Origin of the sequence: Enterobacter sp. 200527-13, from assembly GCF_027924865.1 — a bacterium.
Lineage (GTDB): Bacteria > Pseudomonadota > Gammaproteobacteria > Enterobacterales > Enterobacteriaceae > Enterobacter > Enterobacter ludwigii.
Genome location: NZ_BSCM01000001.1, coordinates 816,701 through 837,552 on the forward strand (window position 1 = coordinate 816,701; position 20,852 = coordinate 837,552).

The 20,852-nt window shown below is 54.4% G+C and carries 16 protein-coding genes; 11 read left to right on the forward strand and 5 right to left on the reverse strand.

Annotated features, from left to right (window positions below; genetic code table 11):
* The first annotated feature begins 44 nt into the window (after window positions 1–44).
* The 4 genes from QMG44_RS03795 to QMG44_RS03810 all read left to right on the forward strand — a co-directional run bounded on the left by QMG44_RS03795 (window position 45) and on the right by QMG44_RS03810 (window position 3,280).
* On the forward strand, window positions 45–1,274 hold the full coding sequence (locus QMG44_RS03795) for a winged helix-turn-helix domain-containing protein (RefSeq protein ID WP_044857922.1): 1,230 nt from the start codon (window positions 45–47) through the stop codon (window positions 1,272–1,274).
* A 45-nt stretch (window positions 1,275–1,319) separates the two neighbouring features.
* On the forward strand, window positions 1,320–1,502 hold the full coding sequence (ycaR, locus tag QMG44_RS03800) for a protein YcaR (protein ID WP_006174474.1): 183 nt from the start codon (window positions 1,320–1,322) through the stop codon (window positions 1,500–1,502).
* Window positions 1,499–2,245 carry a 3-deoxy-manno-octulosonate cytidylyltransferase gene (gene kdsB / locus QMG44_RS03805; protein ID WP_014169394.1) on the forward strand — a complete coding sequence of 249 codons (747 nt, stop codon included), beginning with the start codon at window positions 1,499–1,501 and terminating at the stop codon, window positions 2,243–2,245. Before ycaR ends, kdsB begins: the two co-directional genes overlap by 4 nt.
* A 141-nt stretch (window positions 2,246–2,386) precedes the next feature.
* Window positions 2,387–3,280, forward strand: a complete 894-nt coding sequence (locus QMG44_RS03810; RefSeq protein ID WP_014169395.1) for a YcbJ family phosphotransferase — start codon at window positions 2,387–2,389, stop codon at window positions 3,278–3,280.
* On the opposite strand, the gene elyC is transcribed toward QMG44_RS03810, so the two are convergent.
* Window positions 3,257–4,036: an envelope biogenesis factor ElyC gene (gene elyC, locus QMG44_RS03815; RefSeq protein ID WP_020884813.1), complete on the reverse strand. Its 780-nt coding sequence runs from the start codon at window positions 4,034–4,036 to the stop codon at window positions 3,257–3,259. The two genes, QMG44_RS03810 and elyC, sit on opposite strands and share 24 nt — an antisense overlap.
* Window positions 4,037–4,160: 124 nt before the next feature.
* On the opposite strand from elyC, the gene cmoM reads away from it, so the two are divergent.
* From cmoM to QMG44_RS03850, 7 genes are all read left to right on the forward strand, one after another.
* Window positions 4,161–4,940, forward strand: coding sequence for a tRNA uridine 5-oxyacetic acid(34) methyltransferase CmoM (gene cmoM, locus QMG44_RS03820; protein ID WP_032677804.1), 780 nt, complete (start codon window positions 4,161–4,163; stop codon window positions 4,938–4,940).
* 3 nt (window positions 4,941–4,943) lie between these two features.
* On the forward strand, window positions 4,944–6,266 hold the full coding sequence (gene mukF / locus QMG44_RS03825; RefSeq protein ID WP_014169399.1) for a chromosome partition protein MukF: 1,323 nt from the start codon (window positions 4,944–4,946) through the stop codon (window positions 6,264–6,266).
* Complete coding sequence (mukE, locus tag QMG44_RS03830; RefSeq protein ID WP_014169400.1) at window positions 6,247–6,951, forward strand: chromosome partition protein MukE; 705 nt, start codon at window positions 6,247–6,249, stop codon at window positions 6,949–6,951. The genes mukF and mukE overlap by 20 nt, the downstream gene beginning before the upstream one ends.
* Entirely contained in the window at window positions 6,951–11,402 is a 4,452-nt protein-coding gene (gene mukB / locus QMG44_RS03835; RefSeq protein WP_044857323.1) for a chromosome partition protein MukB, read from the forward strand. Before mukE ends, mukB begins: the two co-directional genes overlap by 1 nt.
* A gap of 177 nt (window positions 11,403–11,579) precedes the next feature.
* Window positions 11,580–13,403, forward strand: a complete 1,824-nt coding sequence (gene ldtD / locus QMG44_RS03840; protein WP_014169402.1) for a L,D-transpeptidase — start codon at window positions 11,580–11,582, stop codon at window positions 13,401–13,403.
* Window positions 13,404–13,579: 176 nt separating this feature from the next.
* Window positions 13,580–14,131, forward strand: a complete 552-nt coding sequence (locus tag QMG44_RS03845) for a YcbK family protein (RefSeq protein ID WP_014169403.1) — start codon at window positions 13,580–13,582, stop codon at window positions 14,129–14,131.
* A gap of 20 nt (window positions 14,132–14,151) precedes the next feature.
* The gene (locus QMG44_RS03850; protein ID WP_086532723.1) at window positions 14,152–14,799 is read left to right on the forward strand and encodes an MBL fold metallo-hydrolase; all 648 of its coding nucleotides are present in this window, start codon (window positions 14,152–14,154) and stop codon (window positions 14,797–14,799) included.
* A gap of 50 nt (window positions 14,800–14,849) precedes the next feature.
* On the opposite strand, the gene aspC is transcribed toward QMG44_RS03850, so the two are convergent.
* The 4 genes from aspC to pncB form a co-directional block, all read right to left on the reverse strand.
* Window positions 14,850–16,040 (reverse strand): aspartate transaminase, encoded by a 1,191-nt coding sequence (aspC, locus tag QMG44_RS03855; protein ID WP_086532722.1) that lies wholly within the window; start codon window positions 16,038–16,040, stop codon window positions 14,850–14,852.
* A gap of 185 nt (window positions 16,041–16,225) precedes the next feature.
* Entirely contained in the window at window positions 16,226–17,314 is a 1,089-nt protein-coding gene (locus tag QMG44_RS03860; protein WP_014169408.1) for a porin, read from the reverse strand.
* 605 nt (window positions 17,315–17,919) lie between these two features.
* Window positions 17,920–19,320, reverse strand: a complete 1,401-nt coding sequence (asnS, locus tag QMG44_RS03865) for an asparagine--tRNA ligase (protein WP_086532721.1) — start codon at window positions 19,318–19,320, stop codon at window positions 17,920–17,922.
* 169 nt (window positions 19,321–19,489) lie between these two features.
* Window positions 19,490–20,692 (reverse strand): nicotinate phosphoribosyltransferase, encoded by a 1,203-nt coding sequence (pncB, locus tag QMG44_RS03870; RefSeq protein WP_020884806.1) that lies wholly within the window; start codon window positions 20,690–20,692, stop codon window positions 19,490–19,492.
* Window positions 20,693–20,852 lie beyond the last annotated feature (160 nt).

Below are 20,852 nucleotides of genomic sequence, written 5' to 3' on the forward strand. Positions count from 1 at the left end.
TGGCTTACGCGGTTCTGGTGGCGCTTTGACTGACAGGAAAACGCATGTCTTTACCGCAACTCTCGCTTTCAGCCGCACGTCATTTGCACCTTGCCGCACAGGGGCTGCTCAAAAAGCCCCGCCGCCGCGCGCAGCCCGCCGATATTCTCTCTACCGTTCAGCGCATGTCGCTCCTTCAAATTGACACCATTAATATCGTGGCCCGTAGCCCTTACCTTGTGCTGTTTAGTCGACTGGGGAATTATCCTCCTCAGTGGCTGGATGACGCGCTCAGTAAGGGGGACTTAATGGAGTACTGGGCGCACGAGGCCTGTTTCCTGCCGCGCAGCGATTTTGCCCTGGTTCGCCATCGCATGCTGGCCCCCGAAAAGATGGGCTGGAAATACCGCCAGGAATGGATGCAGGAGCACGCGACTGAAATAGCACAGCTTATCGAGCATATTCAGCAAAACGGCCCTGTACGTTCCGCCGATTTTGAACATCCGAGAAAAGGGACCAGCGGCTGGTGGGAGTGGAAGCCGCACAAACGCCACCTTGAAGGACTGTTTACGTCCGGCAAAGTCATGGTGATTGAACGGCGTAATTTTCAGCGCGTGTATGACCTGACGCACCGCGTGATGCCCCACTGGGACGATGAGCGTGACTTACTCACCCAGGAGGCAGCGGAAGCCATCATGCTGGAAAACAGCGCCCGCAGTCTGGGCATTTTCCGGCCGCAGTGGCTGGCGGATTACTATCGCCTTCGCCAGCCGGCCCTGAAACCGCTGCTGGAAATGTGGCAGCGTGAACATCGTGTTATCCCCGTCACGGTAGAAACCCTCGGGGACATGTGGCTGCATTCGGATCTCCTCCCGCTCTTACCCCAGGCTCTGGACAGTAAGCTTCAGGCAACCCACAGCGCGGTGTTATCGCCTTTCGATCCGGTCGTGTGGGACAGAAAACGGGCCGAACAGCTGTTTAATTTCAGCTATCGGCTTGAGTGTTACACCCCCGCGCCAAAGCGTCAGTACGGCTACTTTGTGTTGCCTCTGCTGCACAAAGGGCAACTGGTCGGTCGAATGGACGCCAAAATGCACCGCAAAACCGGCACGCTGGAGATTATCGCGCTCTATCTTGAAGAGGGGATCAAGACCACAGCGGCGCTGGAAAAAGGATTAACCTCCGCCATTAGCGAATTCGCATGCTGGCAGGGGGCCCACGACGTGGCGCTGGGTCGGGTGCCTGACGGGTTGTTTAGCACCTGTCGACGTGGCTGGGAAACAGACACTCCCTGAAAAAGGAATGTGTTAAGCTTTAGCGATTACCCATACGGAGGAACTATGGATCACCGTTTACTTGAAATTATTGCCTGCCCGGTGTGCAACGGCAAACTTTACTACAGCCAGGACAAACAAGAGCTGATTTGCAAGCTGGACAGTCTGGCATTCCCGCTGCGCGACGGTATTCCGGTATTGCTGGAAAACGAAGCCCGCTCCCTGGTGGCAGAAGAGAGCAAACCATGAGTTTTGTTGTCATTATTCCTGCGCGTTATGCATCAACCCGTCTGCCGGGTAAACCGCTGGTGGATATCAACGGCAAACCGATGATTGTGCATGTCCTTGAACGTGCGCGTGAGTCCGGTGCTGAGCGCGTTATCGTGGCAACCGATCATCCGGACGTTGCCCGTGCGGTTGAGGCGGCTGGCGGAGAAGTGTGCATGACCCGCGCCGATCACCAGTCCGGCACAGAGCGGCTGGCAGAAGTGGTTGAGAAATGCGGTTTTAGTGATGATACGGTCATCGTTAACGTACAGGGCGACGAGCCGATGATCCCGGCGGTCATTATTCGCCAGGTGGCGGAAAACCTGGCGCAGCGCCAGGTCGGTATGGCTACGCTCGCGGTACCTGTGCTCCACGCTGAAGAGGCGTTTAATCCGAACGCGGTGAAAGTGGTGATGGATGCCGAGGGCTATGCGCTCTACTTCTCTCGCGCCACTATTCCCTGGGATCGTGATCGTTTTGCGGTTTCAAAAGAGACCATTGGTGATTCATTCCTGCGTCATCTGGGGATCTACGGCTACCGCGCTGGCTTTATTCGTCGTTATGTCACCTGGGCACCCAGCCCGCTGGAGCATATCGAAATGCTGGAGCAGCTCCGCGTGCTCTGGTACGGGGAAAAAATCCACGTTGCCGTTGCGCAGGAAGTGCCAGGTACGGGTGTTGACACCCCGGAAGATCTTGAGCGCGTCCGCGCCGAATTGCGTTAATAGCGCCCGCATCCCTCCTTACGGGGGGATGTTCTCTCCCGGTTATTTTTCCTTTCTTTTCCATAATTGATCTCTGTCGGGTGACATCTTCTGTCCGCGCGCTCATTATAAAAGCAGTAGTCTTAATGGGGGTAATCTCATATGGAACAGCTGCGTGCTGAACTGAGCCATCTGCTAGGTGAGAAGTTAAGCAGGGTTGAGTGTGTGAACGAAAAAGCAGATACCGCACTCTGGTCGTTATATGACAGCCAGGGAAACCCAATGCCGCTGATGGCCCGAAGTTTTACCTCGCCGGGCGTTGCCAGGCAGCTGGCCTGGAAAATGTCGATGCTTGCGCGACAAGGGACCGTCCGCATGCCGACGGTGTATGGCGTGATGACGCATGAAGAACACCCCGGCCCTGATGTCCTGCTGATTGAGCGGTTACGTGGCGTGCCTGTGGAAGCGCCTGCTCGTTCACCGGAACGCTGGGAACAGCTGAAAGATCAGATTGTCGAGGCGCTGCTGGGCTGGCACAGACAAGACAGCGGTGGGCTCGTCGGGCCGGTAGACAGCACCCAGGAAAACCTGTGGCCACTGTGGTACCGCCAGCGGGTCGAAGTGTTGTGGGGCACCCTTAACCAGTTTAATAACACCGGTTTGACCATGCAGGACAAACGTATTTTGTTCCGCACCCGGGAGTGTTTGCCCGCGCTGTTTGACGGCTTTAACGACAACTGCGTGCTGGTTCACGGCAATTTTACCCTGCGCAGTATGCTGAAAGACCCTCGCAGCGACCAGCTTCTGGCAATGGTAGGGCCGGGGATCATGCTCTGGGCACCGCGCGAGTACGAGTTGTTCAGGCTCAGCGACAGCGGGGCCGCAGAGGGGTTACTCTGGCATTATCTCCAGCGGGCGCCGGTTGCAGAAGCGTTTCTCTGGCGCCGCTGGCTCTATCTGCTCTGGGATGAAGTGGCGCAACTGGTCAATACTGGCCGTTTTAATCGCGCCAACTTCGATCTCGCCACGAAATCACTCCTGCCCTGGCTCGCCTGACGCGCCTTTTAGCCATTGCCAGAGGCGTCCAAGCGTTTCGTAACCGACACGATCGCTGTGCATCAGCCACACCGGGGACGGGATCGCCCGTTCCCACGGGTTAAGCGGCGCGTCGATGGCCATCTGGTTAGCCGGCGCGGGGAGGGGATGCAGGCCAACTCTTTCGAAGAAAATCATCGCCCGCGGCAGGTGCGAGGCGGACGTAACCAGCAGGAACGGGGCATCGCCAATCGCCTGCTTCACGGCAGCAGCTTCTTCTTCGGTGTCTTTTGGGCTGTCCAGCGTGATGATAGCGGAACGCGGTACACCCAGCGATTCAGCCACTCTGGCTCCGGCTTCGGCCGTGCTGACCGGGTTTGTTTTTGCCGCCGCACCGGTAAAGATCATTTTCGATCCCGGATTCGCCAGCCACAGGCGAATGCCTTCGTTCAGTCGAGGCAGGCTGTTGTTAATCAGGTTTGAACTGGGCGCCCAGTTCGGATCCCAGGTGTAACCCCCACCCAGCACCACGATATACTTCACCTCCTGATGACCCTGCCATGTCGGGTACCTGTTTTCGACAGGGCGTAACAGGCTATCCGCGACCGGTTGCAGACTCAGCAACAGCAGAACCAGCCAGCCGACGGTAATAAGGGTTTTGCCACTTTTCTGAAAGCGACTAAACCACACCAGCGCCAGCCCCAGCGCAATGATGATAAGCAGCAGTGGAAGGGGAAGCATCATCCCCCCAATGTATTTCTTCAGGGTAAAAAGCATCCTTTTTGGTTCCTTTTTTAACCATATAGCAGGTGATTACTCGTGATATTACACCAGAGAGGTTCATTCTCCGCGCGGGTGTGACAAAATAGCGGTTTTGCAGTTAGCGAGTGGAACTCTCCCAATGCGGGATCGCAATTTTGATGACATCGCGGAAAAGTTTTCGCGCAACATTTATGGCACCACGAAAGGGCAGTTGCGTCAGACGATCCTCTGGCAGGATCTGGACAACATCCTGGCCTCGTTTGAGGGGCAAACGTTGCGCGTGCTGGACGCTGGCGGCGGTGAAGGGCAGACGGCTATTAAAATGGCCCAGCGCGGTCATCACGTAACGCTTTGCGATCTTTCTGCTGAGATGATCGCGCGTGCGACGCGTGCCGCAGAAGAGAAAGGTGTGAGCGACAACATGCATTTTATACAATGCGCCGCTCAGGACATCGCACAGCATTTGGAAACCCAGGTTGATCTGATATTGTTTCATGCAGTGCTGGAGTGGGTTGCCGATCCGCAAAGCGTGTTACGCACCCTGTGGTCGATGTTGCGCCCGGGCGGTACGCTGTCACTGATGTTCTACAATGCTAACGGCTTCCTGATGCACAACATGGTTGCGGGTAACTTCGACTATGTTCAGGTCGGGATGCCAAAAAAGAAAAAACGCACGCTTTCCCCGGATTATCCGCGCGATCCGCAGCAGGTGTATGGCTGGCTGGAAGAGATTGGCTGGCAGATAACCGGGAAAACGGGCGTCAGGGTGTTTCATGATTATCTGCGTGAAAAACACAAACAGCGTGACTGTTTTGACACCTTAACAGAATTAGAAACGCGGTATTGCCGTCAGGAACCTTTTGTCAGTCTTGGCCGCTATATTCACGTCACCGCGCACAAGCCGCAGATGCAAGGATAACCTATGAGTGAATTTTCCCAGACAGTCCCCGAACTGGTTGCCTGGGCCAGGAAAAACGATTTCTCCATCTCGCTGCCGGTAGACAGACTCTCTTTCCTGCTGGCGGTTGCCACGCTGAACGGCGAACGGCTGGATGGTGAAATGAGCGAGGGTGAACTGGTGGATGCGTTCCGCCATGTCAGTGATGCGTTTGAGCAAACCAGCGAAACCATTAGCGTGCGTGCCAACAACGCAATCAACGATATGGTGCGTCAACGTCTGCTGAACCGCTTTACCAGCGAGCAGGCGGAAGGAAACGCCATCTATCGTCTGACGCCACTGGGTATCGGCATCACCGATTACTACATCCGCCAGCGTGAATTTTCCACGCTGCGTCTTTCCATGCAGCTCTCGATTGTGGCGGGTGAACTTAAGCGCGCCGCCGATGCAGCGGATGAAAACGGTGACGAATTCCACTGGCACCGTAACGTCTATGCGCCGCTGAAATATTCGGTGGCAGAGATTTTCGACAGCATCGATCTGACCCAGCGTCTGATGGATGAACAGCAGCAACAGGTAAAAGACGATATCGCACAGTTGCTGAATAAAGACTGGCGTGCGGCCATCTCCAGCTGTGAAATGTTGCTGTCGGAAACCTCGGGTACGCTGCGTGAACTGCAGGATACGCTGGAAGCCGCAGGGGATAAGCTTCAGGCGAACCTCCTGCGCATCCAGGATGCGACCATGGCCCATGACGATCTGCATTTTATTGACCGTCTGGTGTTCGATCTGCAGAGCAAACTCGATCGTATTATCAGCTGGGGTCAGCAGTCGATTGACCTGTGGATCGGTTATGACCGTCACGTGCATAAATTTATCCGTACCGCGATCGATATGGATAAAAACCGCGTCTTTGCTCAGCGTCTGCGCCAGTCGGTACAGACCTATTTCGATGCGCCATGGGCGCTGACTTACGCCAGTGCCGATCGTCTGCTGGATATGCGCGACGAAGAGATGGCCCTGCGCGATGAAGAAGTGACCGGTGAACTGCCACCGGATCTGGAATATGAAGAGTTCAACGAAATTCGTGAGCAACTTGCGGCGATGATCGAAGAACAGCTCGCTGTCTACAAAACCAGACAAGTGCCGCTGGATCTTGGGCTCGTGGTGCGCGACTATCTGGCGCAATATCCTCGCGCGCGCCACTTCGACATCGCCCGCATCGTGGTAGACCAGGCCGTGCGTCTGGGCGTCGCGCAAGCAGATTTCACCGGGCTGCCGCCGAAGTGGCAGCCGATTAACGATTACGGAGCCAAGGTACAGGCGCATGTCATTGACAAATATTGAACAAGTGATGCCAGTTAAGCTGGCACAGGCGCTGGCGAATCCGTTGTTTCCGGCGCTGGACAGCCAACTGCGTGCCGGTCGTCACATTGGCTTAGACGAGCTGGACAATCACGCCTTTTTGATGGACTTCCAGGAGTACCTGGAGGAGTTTTACGCCCGCTATAACGTGGAGCTTATCCGCGCACCGGAAGGGTTTTTCTACCTGCGTCCACGTTCCACAACCCTGATTCCGCGTTCCGTGCTCTCTGAACTGGATATGATGGTCGGCAAAATTCTTTGCTACCTCTATCTCAGCCCGGAGCGTCTGGCAAATGAAGGCATCTTCACCCAGCAGGAGCTTTACGACGAGCTGCTGGCGCTGGCGGATGAGAGCAAGCTGCTTAAGCTGGTGAACAACCGCTCCACCGGCTCGGATCTTGACCGCCAGAAATTGCAGGAAAAAGTTCGCTCTTCCCTTAACCGTCTGCGTCGTCTGGGCATGGTCTGGTTTATGGGCCATGACAGCAGCAAATTCCGCATCACGGAATCTGTCTTCCGCTTCGGCGCCGATGTGCGTGCGGGCGACGATGCGCGTGAAGCGCAGCTTCGCATGATCCGCGACGGTGAAGCGATGCCGGTGGAAAACCATTTGCAGCTCGACGATGAGCATGAAGAGAATCTGCCGGATAGCGGGGAGGAAGAGTAATGATTGAACGCGGTAAATTTCGCTCACTAACGCTGATTAACTGGAACGGCTTCTTTGCCCGGACGTTCGATCTGGATGAGCTGGTTACGACGCTCTCCGGTGGTAACGGTGCGGGTAAATCCACCACCATGGCGGCGTTTGTTACGGCACTGATCCCCGATCTGACGCTGCTCCATTTCCGTAACACCACCGAAGCGGGCGCGACCAGCGGCTCTCGCGATAAAGGCCTGCACGGTAAGCTCAAAGCAGGCGTCTGTTATTCGGTTCTGGACGTGATTAACTCCCGACATCAGCGTGTGGTGGTGGGGGTACGTCTGCAGCAGGTCGCAGGCCGTGACCGTAAAGTGGACATTAAACCGTTTGCCATCCAGGGGCTGCCAACCTCCATGCAGCCCACAGCGCTGCTGACGGAAACCCTGAATGAGCGCCAGGCGCGCGTGCTGACGCTGCAGGAGCTGAAAGATAAGCTCGAAACCATCGAAGGCGTGCAGTTCAAGCAGTTCAACTCCATTACGGATTACCACTCCCTGATGTTCGATCTGGGCGTTGTGGCGCGTCGTCTGCGCAGCGCGTCTGACCGTAGCAAATACTACCGTTTGATCGAAGCATCGCTGTACGGTGGTATCTCCAGCGCCATTACCCGCTCCCTGCGCGACTACCTGTTACCGGAAAACAGCGGCGTGCGTAAGGCCTTCCAGGATATGGAAGCCGCGCTGCGTGAAAACCGCATGACGCTCGAAGCCATTCGCGTGACGCAGTCTGACCGTGACCTGTTTAAGCACCTGATTAGCGAGGCCACCAACTACGTGGCGGCGGACTATATGCGTCACGCCAATGAACGTCGTGTCCATCTCGATCAGGCGTTAGAGTACCGCCGCGAGCTATTTACCTCCCGTAAACAGCTGGTGGCTGAGCAGTATAAGCACGTCGAAATGGCGCGTGAACTGGGCGAGCACAACGGCGCCGAAGGCGATCTGGAAGCCGATTACCAGGCTGCCAGCGATCACCTGAACCTGGTGCAGACCGCCCTGCGTCAGCAGGAGAAGATCGAGCGCTACGAAGCGGATCTCGATGAGCTGCAAATTCGTCTCGAAGAGCAAAATGAAGTGGTGGCGGAAGCTGCCGACATGCAGGAAGAGAACGAAGCACGTGCCGAGGCCGCCGAGCTGGAAGTGGATGAGCTGAAAAATCAGCTGGCCGATTACCAGCAGGCGCTGGACGTGCAGCAGACGCGTGCAATTCAGTATACCCAGGCACTTCAGGCGTTACAGCGTGCAAAAGAGCTGTGTCATCTGCCTGACCTCACCCCGGAAAGCGCTGACCAGTGGCTGGATACCTTCCAGGCCAAAGAGCAGGAAGCGACCGAGAAACTGCTCTCGCTTGAACAGAAGATGAGCGTCGCGCAAACGGCGCACAGTCAGTTTGAGCAAGCGTACCAGCTGGTTGTGGCAATTAACGGACCGCTTGCGCGTAACGAAGCGTGGGAAGTTGCCCGTGAACTGCTGCGCGACGGTGTGAACCAGCGCCATCTGGCCGAGCAGGTTCAGCCGCTGCGTATGCGCCTGAACGAACTGGAACAGCGTCTTCGCGAACAACAGGAAGCCGAGCGTATGCTGGCGGAGTTCTGTAAGCGCCAGGGCAAAAATTACGATTTCGACGATCTTGAAGCTCTGCATCAGGAGCTCGAGGCGCGTATTGCTGCGCTTTCCGATTCCGTATCCAACGCCAGTGAACAGCGCATGACGCTGCGCCAGGAGATGGAGCAGCTGCAGTCCCGTTCTAAGGTGCTGCTGCAGCGTGCACCAGTCTGGCTGGCTGCCCAAAGCAGCCTGAACCAGCTCAGTGAACAGTGCGGCGAACAGTTTGAGTCCAGCCAGGACGTGACCGAATATCTGCAACAATTGCTGGAGCGCGAGCGCGAGGCGATTGTTGAGCGCGATGAAGTCGGCGCCCGTAAACGTGAGATCGATGAAGAGATTGAGCGTTTAAGCCAGCCTGGTGGTTCGGAAGACTCACGTCTGAACGCCCTGGCTGAACGTTTTGGCGGCGTGCTGTTGTCCGAAATCTATGACGATGTCGGTCTGGACGATGCGCCGTACTTCTCAGCCCTGTATGGCCCATCACGTAATGCGATTGTGGTCCCGGATCTGTCGCTGATTGCTGACCAGCTGGCAGGGCTGGAAGATTGCCCGGAAGACCTCTATTTAATCGAAGGGGACCCGCAGTCGTTCGATGACAGCGTATTCAGCGTCGATGAGCTGGAAAAAGCGGTTGTCGTCAAAATCGCCGATCGTCAGTGGCGTTATTCTCGCTTCCCTGAGCTTCCGCTGTTTGGTCGCGCAGCGCGTGAAAACCGGATTGAAAGTCTGCACGCCGAGCGTGAGAAGCTGTCTGAACGTTTTGCGACCCTGTCGTTTGACGTGCAGAAAACCCAGCGTCTTCATCAGGCGTTCAGCCGCTTTATCGGCAGCCATCTGGGCGTGGCGTTTGAAGCTGACCCGGAAGCCGAAATTCGCAAGCTCAACACCCGTCGCGGCGAGCTTGAGCGTGCGATCTCAAACCATGAAAATGACAACCAGCAAAGCCGCGTTCAGTTCGAACAGGCGAAAGAGGGCGTTGCGGCCCTTAACCGCATCCTGCCTCGCCTGAATCTGCTGGCAGATGACACGCTGGCTGACCGCGTGGATGAGATTCAGGAACGTCTGGATGAAGCTCAGGAAGCGGCACGTTTTGTTCAGCAGTACGGTAATCAGCTGGCGAAGCTCGAACCAATGGTCTCCGTGTTGCAGAGCGATCCGGAGCAGTTCGAGCAGTTAAAAGAAGATTATGCCTGGTCGCAGCAGGTGCAGCGCGAAGCGCGCCAGCAGGCGTTTGCCCTGACTGAAGTTGTGCAGCGCCGGGCTCACTTCGGCTACTCCGATTCCGCGGAGATGCTGAGCGGTAACAGCGATCTCAATGAGAAGCTGCGTCAGCGCCTTGAACAGGCTGAAGCGGAACGTACTCGCGCCCGTGACGCGATGCGTAGCCACTCGGCACAGCTGAACCAGTACAATCAGGTCCTGGCCTCGCTGAAAAGCTCCTTCGACACCAAGAAAGAGCTGTTAAACGATCTTCAGAAAGAGTTACAGGACATTGGCGTCCGTGCTGACAGCGGAGCAGAAGAGCGGGCGCGTATCCGTCGTGATGAACTGCATGCGCAGCTCAGTAATAACCGCGCACGTCGTAATCAGCTGGAAAAAGCGCTGACCTTCTGTGAAGCGGAAATGGATAACCTGACTCGTCGCCTGCGCAAGCTGGAGCGTGATTATCACGAAATGCGTGAGCAGGTCGTGACCGCGAAGGCGGGCTGGTGCGCCGTCATGCGGATGGTGAAAGACAATAACGTTGAACGCCGTCTGCATCGTCGCGAGCTGGCCTATCTCTCTGCGGATGAACTGCGCTCTATGTCGGATAAGGCGCTGGGTGCCTTGCGTCTGGCAGTGGCGGATAACGAACACCTGCGCGATGTGCTGCGTATGTCCGAAGATCCGAAACGCCCTGAGCGTAAGATCCAGTTCTTCGTAGCCGTTTATCAGCACCTGCGTGAGCGTATTCGTCAGGACATCATTCGTACCGACGATCCGGTCGAAGCCATTGAGCAGATGGAAATCGAACTGGGCCGCCTGACGGAAGAGTTGACCTCCCGCGAGCAGAAGCTGGCTATCAGTTCCCGCAGCGTGGCGAATATCATCCGTAAAACCATCCAGCGCGAGCAGAACCGAATTCGCCAGCTGAACCAGGGCTTGCAGAGCGTATCGTTTGGTCAGGTAAACAGCGTGCGTCTGAACGTGAACGTGCGTGAAGCGCACTCGACGCTGCTGGAAGTGTTGTCTGAACAGCACGAACAGCATCAGGATCTGTTCAACAGCAACCGTCTGACCTTCTCCGAAGCGCTGGCGAAACTGTATCAACGCCTTAATCCGCAGATTGACATGGGGCAACGCACGCCGCAAACCATTGGTGAAGAGCTCCTGGATTACCGTAACTACCTGGAAATGGAAGTGGAGGTTAACCGTGGTTCAGACGGCTGGCTCCGTGCGGAGTCCGGTGCACTCTCTACCGGTGAAGCTATCGGTACCGGGATGTCGATTCTGGTGATGGTGGTCCAGAGCTGGGAAGATGAAGCACGTCGTCTGCGCGGCAAAGATATCTCCCCATGTCGACTGCTGTTCCTGGATGAAGCGGCGCGTCTTGACGCCCGCTCAATTGCCACGCTGTTTGAACTCTGTGAGCGTCTTGATATGCAGCTCATTATCGCTGCGCCGGAGAACATCAGTCCTGAGAAAGGCACCACGTATAAACTGGTGCGTAAGGTATTCCAGAATACCGAACACGTTCACGTGGTCGGGTTACGCGGTTTTGCCCCACAGCCGCCAGAATCCTTACCGGAAACAACGGCAGACGCGTCCTGAGGCGTTTTCTAACCGTGAGCGGCGCACCAGCGCCGCTTTTTTTTTCGCTTAACTTGTGTTTAAGGCTGCGTTATCTTTAAACTTCTTTACATAAGGTAAGGCAACAGGTTTGCCGTCACCCTATAATAAAAGAAAGCCCCAACGTGATGGGCATGTCGTGAAAACAGGGGGCAAGGGATGTTGCTAAAGAAAAAATGTGGTCGTCAGCTGTCTGCGCTAAGTTTATGCCTGGCAGTGACGTTTGCTCCACTGTTAACCGCTCAGGCCGACGAGCCTGAAATTGTGCCGACTGACAGCACAGCAACGACTGGCACACAGCCAACGTCGCTGTCTCAACCGCTGGAGCAGTCTCCTGCGACGGCCATCATGGCCGGTATTAAACCGTTGCCAGAAGGCATCGACGCGGAATCGCTTCGCCAGCAGCTGCTGTCTGGGCTGCCAGCAGGCTACACGCCTGTCTATACCAGTCAGCTCACGCTGCTCTATGCGGCGCGTGACATGAAACCCATGTGGGAAAACCGTGATGCGGTGCGCGCCTTCCAGCAACAGCTGGCAGAAGTCGCCATTGCAGGGTTCCAGCCGCAGTTCACAAAATGGGTTGAGCTCTTAACCGATCCTGCTGTCACCGGGCAGGCGCGGGACGTGGTGCTTTCCGATGCCATGATGGGGTATCTCCAGTTTGTGGCCGGTATTCCGGTCAATGGTAACCGTTGGTTGTACAGCGATAAGCCTTACAAGCTGGCGACTCCGGCACTGTCGGTAATTAACCAGTGGCAACTGGCGCTGGATAGTGGCGATCTGCCGCGCTTTATTGCGAGCCTCGCGCCGGCACATCCGCAATACGCGACCATGCATCAGTCGCTTCTGGAACTGGTCGGGGATTCACGTCCATGGCCGCAGATGCGTGGTACCGCGACGCTGCGTCCTGGACAGTGGAGCAGCGATGTGCCTGCCCTGCGTGAGATCCTCAAACGCTCCGGTATTCTGGATAGCGGGCCTAAAATTGCCCTGCCGGGTGACGATGCGCAAAGCGTCGTTGTCAGCCCGTCAGCCCCGGTGAAAGAGAAAAAAGCCGCCGTTCTGAGTGATAAGCCCGCGGCCTACGATCGGGAGCTGGTTGCAGCGGTTAAGCAGTTTCAGGCTGCTCAGGGGCTGGGTGCTGATGGCGTGATTGGCCAGTCAACGCGCGACTGGCTGAACGTCTCACCTGCGCAGCGTGCAGGGGTGCTGGCGCTCAATATCCAGCGTTTACGCTTGCTGCCAGGGACCCTCTCTACCGGCATCATGGTGAATATTCCGGCGTATTCGCTGGTCTATTACCAGAACGGCAGTGAAGTGCTGGCGTCACGCGTGATTGTGGGACGTCCCGATCGCAAAACGCCGATGATGAGCAGTGCCCTGAACAACGTGGTGGTTAACCCGCCGTGGAACGTACCGCCGACGCTGGCGCGTAAAGACATTCTGCCCAAGGTCTGGAACGATCCGGGTTACCTGGAACGCCATGGCTATACGGTGATGCGCGGCTGGAACAGCAAAGAGGCGATAGACCCCTATATGGTCGACTGGTCAACCATTACCGCGTCTAATCTGCCATTCCGGTTCCAGCAGGCACCCGGTGCGCATAACTCGCTCGGACGCTACAAGTTCAATATGCCGAGTTCAGATGCTATCTATCTGCACGATACGCCGAACCACAATCTGTTCCAGAAAGACACCCGCGCGCTAAGTTCAGGCTGTGTGCGTGTCAATAAAGCCTCGGAGCTGGCTAATATGCTGTTGCAGGATGCAGGCTGGAACGATACGCGCATCTCTGACGCCCTGAAGCAGGGGGATACGCGTTACGTTAATATTCGCCATAATATTCCGGTCAATCTTTATTATCTGACGGCGTTTGTGGGTGAGGACGGGCGGACGCAGTATCGTACAGATATTTACAATTATGATCTCACGGCGCGATCCGGCGCACAAATTTTGCCAAAAGCTGAACAATTAATCAGGTAAATGAAGCAGTTCGGGAAAATAGGTTGTCGTAAGTAATGGTGAATACGGGGCTATATGGCTGGAGGCCGCGTATTTACTGGGGTTGGGTGCCTTGACGTAGTCGGCTTTGCCAGTTAAGGTGCCCTTCGTGCGCTAAGCATATTTACGATAAACATTGACCTGTAGACCTGATTATCATGGACAAATTTGACGCTAATCGCCGCAAACTGCTGGCGTTAGGTGGTGTTGCGCTCGGCGCAGCGGCCATCTTGCCGACGCCAGCATTTGCCACCCTCTCGACACCTCGTCCGCGAGTTTTAACGCTCAACAATCTCCACACCGGTGAGTCGTTAAAAGCGGAGTTCTTCGATGGCAGAGGCTATATTCAGGATGAATTAGCAAGACTTAACCATTTTTTCCGTGATTTCCGCGCGAATAAAATAAAAGCCATCGACCCAGGACTGTTTGATCAGTTATTCCGCCTTCAGGGCCTGCTGGGTACCAGCAAGCCAGTGCAGCTTATTTCTGGTTATCGCTCAGTTGATACCAATAATGAACTGCGCGCCCACAGCCGTGGGGTAGCGAAAAAAAGCTATCACACGAAGGGACAGGCAATGGATTTCCATATTGAAGGCGTTTCGTTAGCCAATATTCGCAAAGCTGCGTTATCTATGCGCGCAGGTGGTGTAGGATATTACCCAAGTAGCAACTTTGTGCATATTGATACCGGTCCGGTCCGGCACTGGTAATAACGAAACACAGGAGCAGTATGAACTATCGTATTATTCCGGTTACTGCATTCTCCCAGAATTGTTCATTAATCTGGTGTGAGCAAACCAAACTGGCCGCGCTTGTCGATCCCGGCGGTGACGCTGAGAAAATCAAGCAGGAAGTCGCTGATAGCGGTGTCTCGCTGATGCAGATTTTACTGACGCATGGTCATCTTGATCATGTTGGTGCGGCGGCGGAGCTGGCACAGCACTTCGGTGTGCCTGTGATCGGTCCGGAAAAAGAAGATGAGTTCTGGCTGCAGGGTTTACCAGCCCAGAGCCGCATGTTTGGCCTTGATGAGTGTCTGCCTCTGACGCCCGATCGCTGGCTAAATGAAGGAGAGCGCGTTAACGTAGGGAATGTGACTTTACAGGTGTTGCATTGTCCTGGGCATACGCCAGGCCATATTGTCTTCTTTGATGACCAGTCCCGTCTGCTGATTTCCGGCGATGTGATTTTCAAAGGTGGCGTAGGACGCAGCGATTTTCCACGTGGCGACCACGGACAGCTGATTCAGTCGATTAAACAGAAGTTGTTGCCGCTGGGCGATGATGTGACGTTTATCCCTGGACACGGTCCGATGTCGACGCTGGGTTATGAACGACTCCATAACCCGTTCCTTCAGGACGAAATGCCTGTCTGGTAACCAGAATAAAAAAAAGCCTGCATTATGCAGGCTTTTTTTATGGGTGCAATTTACAGCACGGCGACGATGGCTTCGCACAGCGGCGCCATATTGTCTGGGGTCATGCCTGCAACGTTGACGCGGCCAGACGCCACGGCGTAGACGCCAAACTCTTCACGCAGACGCAGAACCTGTTCTTTGGTCAGGCCGCTGAAAGAGAACATACCGTTCTGCTTAATAATAAAGCTGAAGTCACGGTCAGCGCCTTTCTCCGCAAGGGTGTTCACAAACAGCAGACGCATGCGCTGAATACGCTGACGCATATCGTTCAGCTCTTGTTCCCAGATAGCACGCAGTGCATCGTTGCTCAGGATAGTCGCAACGACAGAGGCACCGTGTGCAGGCGGGTTAGAGTAGTTAGCGCGGATCACGGATTTCATCTGGCTGAATGCACGATCAACGGTTTCAGTATTCGCCGCAACCAGCGTACAGGCACCGACACGCTCATTGTACAGACCGAAGTTCTTGGAGTAAGAGCTTGCCACGATCAGTTCCTGATGCACGGCAGCAAAAGCGCGCAGACCTTCCGCATCTTCTTCCAGACCACGGGCGAAGCCCTGGTATGCAAAGTCAAACAGCGGCAGCCAGCCTTTTTCTACGGAGAGCTTCGCCAGCTGTTCCCACTGTTCCAGCGTTGGATCAATACCGGTTGGGTTGTGGCAGCAGCCGTGGAACAGCACCACATCACCCGCCTGAGCCTCGTTCAGTCTGGCCAGCAGACCGTCGAAGTCCAGAGAGTGGTTAGCCGCGTCGTAGTAAGCATATTCGCGGACTTCCAGGCCTGCAGAGTTGAATACGCTCTTGTGGTTTGGCCAGCTTGGGTTGCTCACCCAGACACGCTTAACAGAGGTGTTTTTCGCAAGGAAATCCGCCGCGACGCGCAGCGCGCCGGTACCGCCAGGAGTCTGTGCTGTACGCGCACGCTTGTCGCTCACAATTGCACTGCCTTTGCCGAACAGCAGTTCCTGAGTGCAACGACCAAATTCAGGGATACCATCAATACCGAGGTAATTTTTGGTGGTTTCATTTTCCAGCAGATACTGCTCAGCTTTTTTAACGCTGGTCAGCACCGGGGTTTTGCCGGTTTCATCTTTATATACACCAATACCCAGGTTGATTTTACCAGGGCGGTCGTCGGCACGAAACAGATCGGCCAGGCCCAGAATAGGGTCGGCAGGAGCGGCGGTAATGTTCTCAAACATGACGAAGTTCCATTGTGATTACAGAAGTGAAATCCGCTATCAGGTTAACGGTAGATTTACAAAATGCCAACCGTTTGCGACAAAAAGCGTGCGGCTTTTCAAAAGTCGCCATTTTTTGCTATCAGACATAAAAAAAACAGGGCCGAAGCCCTGTTCATTAAGCATATAACAACGTGGTGTACTGATTAGAACTGGTAGGTTACAGCCATTGCAACCTGGTCGTCTTTACCGTTCACGATACCCACGCTACGAGAGTAGTCGGTGTCGTCGATCAGGTTCAGCTGGTAATCAACATAGATGTTGAAGTTTTTGTTGAAGTAGTAAGTTGCACCCAGTTCAACGAATTTCTGCAGGTCAGCATCGCCGCCAGCGAAGGTGCCACGTTGTGCAAGGTTTTTACCTTTAGACTGCACGTAGGACACGGATGGGCGCAGACCGAAGTCGAACTGGTACTGAGCGATAACTTCGAAGTTCTGCGTTTTGTTTGCGAAAGAACCGTCGTCTTCACGGGTCATGTTACGCGTTTCAGCATAGGTGGTTGCCAGGTAGATGTTGTTCGCATCGTATTTAGCACCAACAGCCCATGCTTCCGCTTTCTCGCCTTTGCCGTCTGCGGATTGCGCGTCAGTACGGTCAGAGTTGCTGTATGCGCCGATCAGGCCGAAACCTTCACCGAACTCATAACCTACAGAGGTACCGAAACCGTCACCGTTAGCGGTTCTCACGTCAGTACGCTCGTTTTTGCCCTGATACTGCAGGCCCAGGCTCAGACCGTCAACCAGACCGAAGAAGTCAGAGTTGCGGTAAGTCAGGAGACCAGAGTTACGGCCAGTCATGAAGTTGTCAGAGTAGTTTGCCCAGGTCATACCTGAGAAAGATGGCGCCATATCGGTGTAAGATTCTACGTCGTATACGATACCGTAGTTACGGCCGTAGTCGATGGAACCTGCATCACCCGCTTTCAGACCGGCGAACGCCAGACGGGTACGCTGAGTCTGGTTGCTTTCTGCCTGGCTTGCCAGAGCACGGTATTCCCACTGACCGAAACCAGTCAGTTGGTCGTTAATTTGAGTCTCGCCTTTGAAACCGATCTGAGCATAGGTAGCGTCGTTGCTGTCAGTGTTGTCACCAGAGGTAACGAAGTCGTGCTCACCAACCACTTTCCCGTACAGATCCAGTTTGTTGCCGCTTTTGTTATAGATTTCTGCAGCGTTAGCTGCACCGGCTACCAGCAGGGCAGGGATTACCACTGCCAGAATATTGCGCTTCATCATTATTTATTACCCTCATTGGTTTTTTTATGACACTCGCCACTGCCGTCAATAAATTCTGTCAATAAATATTTCCGGAACTATTGATGAGAGTTAGGTGTCTTTATGTATCTGACAGGCATCTTTCCATTCATAGAACCGTTTCGCTAGCCTGAAAGTGCTACAATTCTCAAGATTAAGTTACAAAAAGAAATCATGTGTAACTAAATGTGTATTTTTCGGAACTTTGTGAACCACCTCAAATTTCAGCGTCCACTGGCGAATTAAACGGCAGATACTTTGATATCTATATGAAAAGCTTATAATTAATTTAGATAAAGGCAATTCGTATAAACAGAAGCCAAACGGCTCATTTTTTCTTATGACCCGAAAAAGACTTCTGGATGGCTGTAAAACTGGTTGAATTTTGTGCTATTGCTTCAGATTGCAATAAGCGCAATAAGAATAGGGTTTATTTTTTGTGCGCAGATGTTTCGTGGAAACAAAACGTAACAGGTAGTGGTTGTAACGGGGTTGTGGTTTAAAAATGCTGACTTTGCGCTGACGAAAACTGACAATGCAGAATAAAATAATGGCCAGCAATTGCTGGCCATTTGATATTCAGTCGATTAGAAACTGGCGTTACGCGGTGTGCGTGGGAATGGAATAACGTCACGGACGTTCTGAACACCGGTGACATAGGCGATGAGACGCTCAAAGCCCAGACCAAAACCGGCATGCGGGACGGTACCGTAACGGCGTAAATCGCGATACCAGCTGTAATCCGCAGGATTAAGGCCCATCTCTTCCATGCGTGCGTCCAGTACGTCAAGACGCTCTTCACGCTGAGAACCACCGATGATTTCACCAATGCCCGGTGCCAGGACGTCCATCGCCGCAACGGTTTTACCGTCTTCGTTAAGGCGCATATAGAAGGCCTTAATGTCTTTCGGGTAGTTTTTCACCACAACCGGTGCTTTGAAGTGCTTCTCGGCCAGGTAACGCTCGTGCTCAGACGCCAGGTCAACGCCCCAGTAAACCGGGTTCTCAAACTTCTCACCGCATTTCTCGAGGATGGCCACCGCGTCGGTGTAGTCCACCTGCGCGAAATCTGCTGAGACGAAACGCTCCAGACGTGCGACTGCATCGCTGTCGACACGCTCTGCGAAGAATTTCATGTCATCAGGACGCTCTTCCAGCACCGCTTTGAAGACATATTTCAGCATCGCTTCTGCCAGACCTGCGATATCATCCAGATCTGCGAACGCCACTTCAGGCTCCAGCATCCAGAATTCCGCCAGGTGACGGCTGGTGTTGGAGTTTTCTGCACGGAAGGTAGGACCAAAGGTGTAGATTTTGGACAGCGCGCAGGCGTAAGTTTCACCGTTGAGCTGACCAGAAACCGTCAGGAAGGCCTCTTTACCGAAGAAGTCTTTGTCATAGTCCACTTTACCTTCTGGCGTACGCGGCAGGTTTTCCATGTCCAGCGTAGAGACGCGGAACATTTCACCCGCGCCTTCCGTATCGGACGCGGTGATCAGTGGGGTAGACACCCAGAAATAACCCTGCTCGTCGAAGAAACGATGCAGCGCCTGCGCCAGCGTATGACGCACGCGGGCAACCGCACCAATAAGGTTGGTGCGTGGACGCAGGTGCGCCACTTCACGCAGGTATTCGATGCTGTGACGTTTTGCCGCCATTGGGTAGGTGTCGGGATCTTCAACCCAGCCAGTGACTTCAATGGCTGAGGCCTGAATTTCGAAACTCTGACCCTGACCAGGTGATGCCACAACAACACCGGTTACGATAACGGAACAACCCGTTGTCAGGCGCAGAACGTCATCATTGTAATTGGGCAGAGAATTATTAATGACGGCCTGTACAGGATCAAAGCAGGAACCGTCATAGACGGCAAGGAAGGAGATGCCAGCTTTAGAATCTCGGCGAGTACGCACCCATCCGCGCACGGTGACTTCTTGGTCAACGGCGACACGGCCCTGGAGTACGTCGGCTACAGGCACAACGCTCATAATATTCTCTCTGTTAATAGTCGGAAAAAATAAACACTTGTCCACCCTTACTGGGGGGGATATCTATGTTACCTGGCATCCGCCATCAGACAAGCAGATTTCGCAGTCAAAAGAGAAGAATTAAGAAATAAATTGAGGAGAGGGGAGCCTGAAAGGCTCCCGAAAGCGGTTAACTGGCTTTTTTGATCTGCGGCAGATCGAATGCTTTGCGTAATGCGCGCACAAAGGCTTTGTCATGGCAGATGGTTTTACCGGGGCTATCGGAGAGCTTCGCTACCGGCTTACCGTTACATTCCACCAGTTTTATCACGATGTTCAGAGGTTTTACCTGAGGGATGTCGCAGGTCAGACGGGTGCCAATCCCAAAGCTCAGGTTAATTCTGGAGGTGAAATGACGATAGAGATCGACCGCTTTCGCCAGATCGAGGTTATCAGAGAAGACCAGCACCTTGGTCATTGGGTCAATGCCCAGTTTTTCGTAATGGGCAATGGCCTTTTCACCCCATTCAACCGGATCCCCGGAATCATGGCGTAATCCCTGATAACGTTCGGCAAATTCAGGGCCAAAATCACGCAGGAACGCGTCCATCGTAATACAGTCGGTAAGCGCGATGCCCAGTTGATTGGGATATTCTTCCAGCCACGCGGCCAGTGCGGCACGCTGGCTGTTTGCCAGGTCTGGGCTTATCTGCTGATGCGCCTGGAACCACTCATGCGCCTGGGTACCCATTGGGGTCAGATCCAGACGACGTGCCAGATCGTAGTTGCTGGTGCCCACGAACCACGGCTCCTGCTGCAGACGCTTCACAATAGCCTGCTGCACTTCGCGAGAGAAACGGCGACGCGTGCCAAAATCCATCAGGCGGAAGCGGGACATATCCAGCCCTTCGGTCAGCGTTGAGAATGCGGCCAGTTTATTTTCCAGCGACGCGACCGCCTGCTCAACGCCGGTTTCCGGCGAACGGTAGCGGTGGGCCAGTTCACTGATCACCGCGAGAAGTGGAACTTCCCACATGATCACTTCACGCCACGGGCCTTCAAGACGAATATCCAGCTTGCCGTTATCATTGACCACGGTCACCTGCTCCGGCTTATAGCGGAAATCGCGCAGCCAGTTCAGGTAGTCAGCTTTAAAGAAGGGCAGGCCAGAGAGCCACTGATATTCGTCGTCCTGCAGCGTCAGATGCTGCATAGCATCGACCTGTTCACGAATGGAGTCTGCGTAGATACCGAGCAAGTCGTCACCACGGCAGCGGAATTCCGCCGCGACATGGACGTCATAGTAATGGTGGAAAACGGCTTGCTGCATATGCAGTTTATACGCGTCGGTATCCAGCAATGTATGCAGAACAGGAGAAGCGAATTGAGTCATAGGTGCGCAGTAGCATCCTCTCACAGGAGCGTTTAGTACAATAAACAACTCCGGAGTATACCTTGTTTAGTGATTTATTGAACCCCGATCACAACATAAGCGCTCTTTATGGTCGAGGGCATTTTGTGCCCCGTGTTATACAAATGTAGCGAAAAAGGTG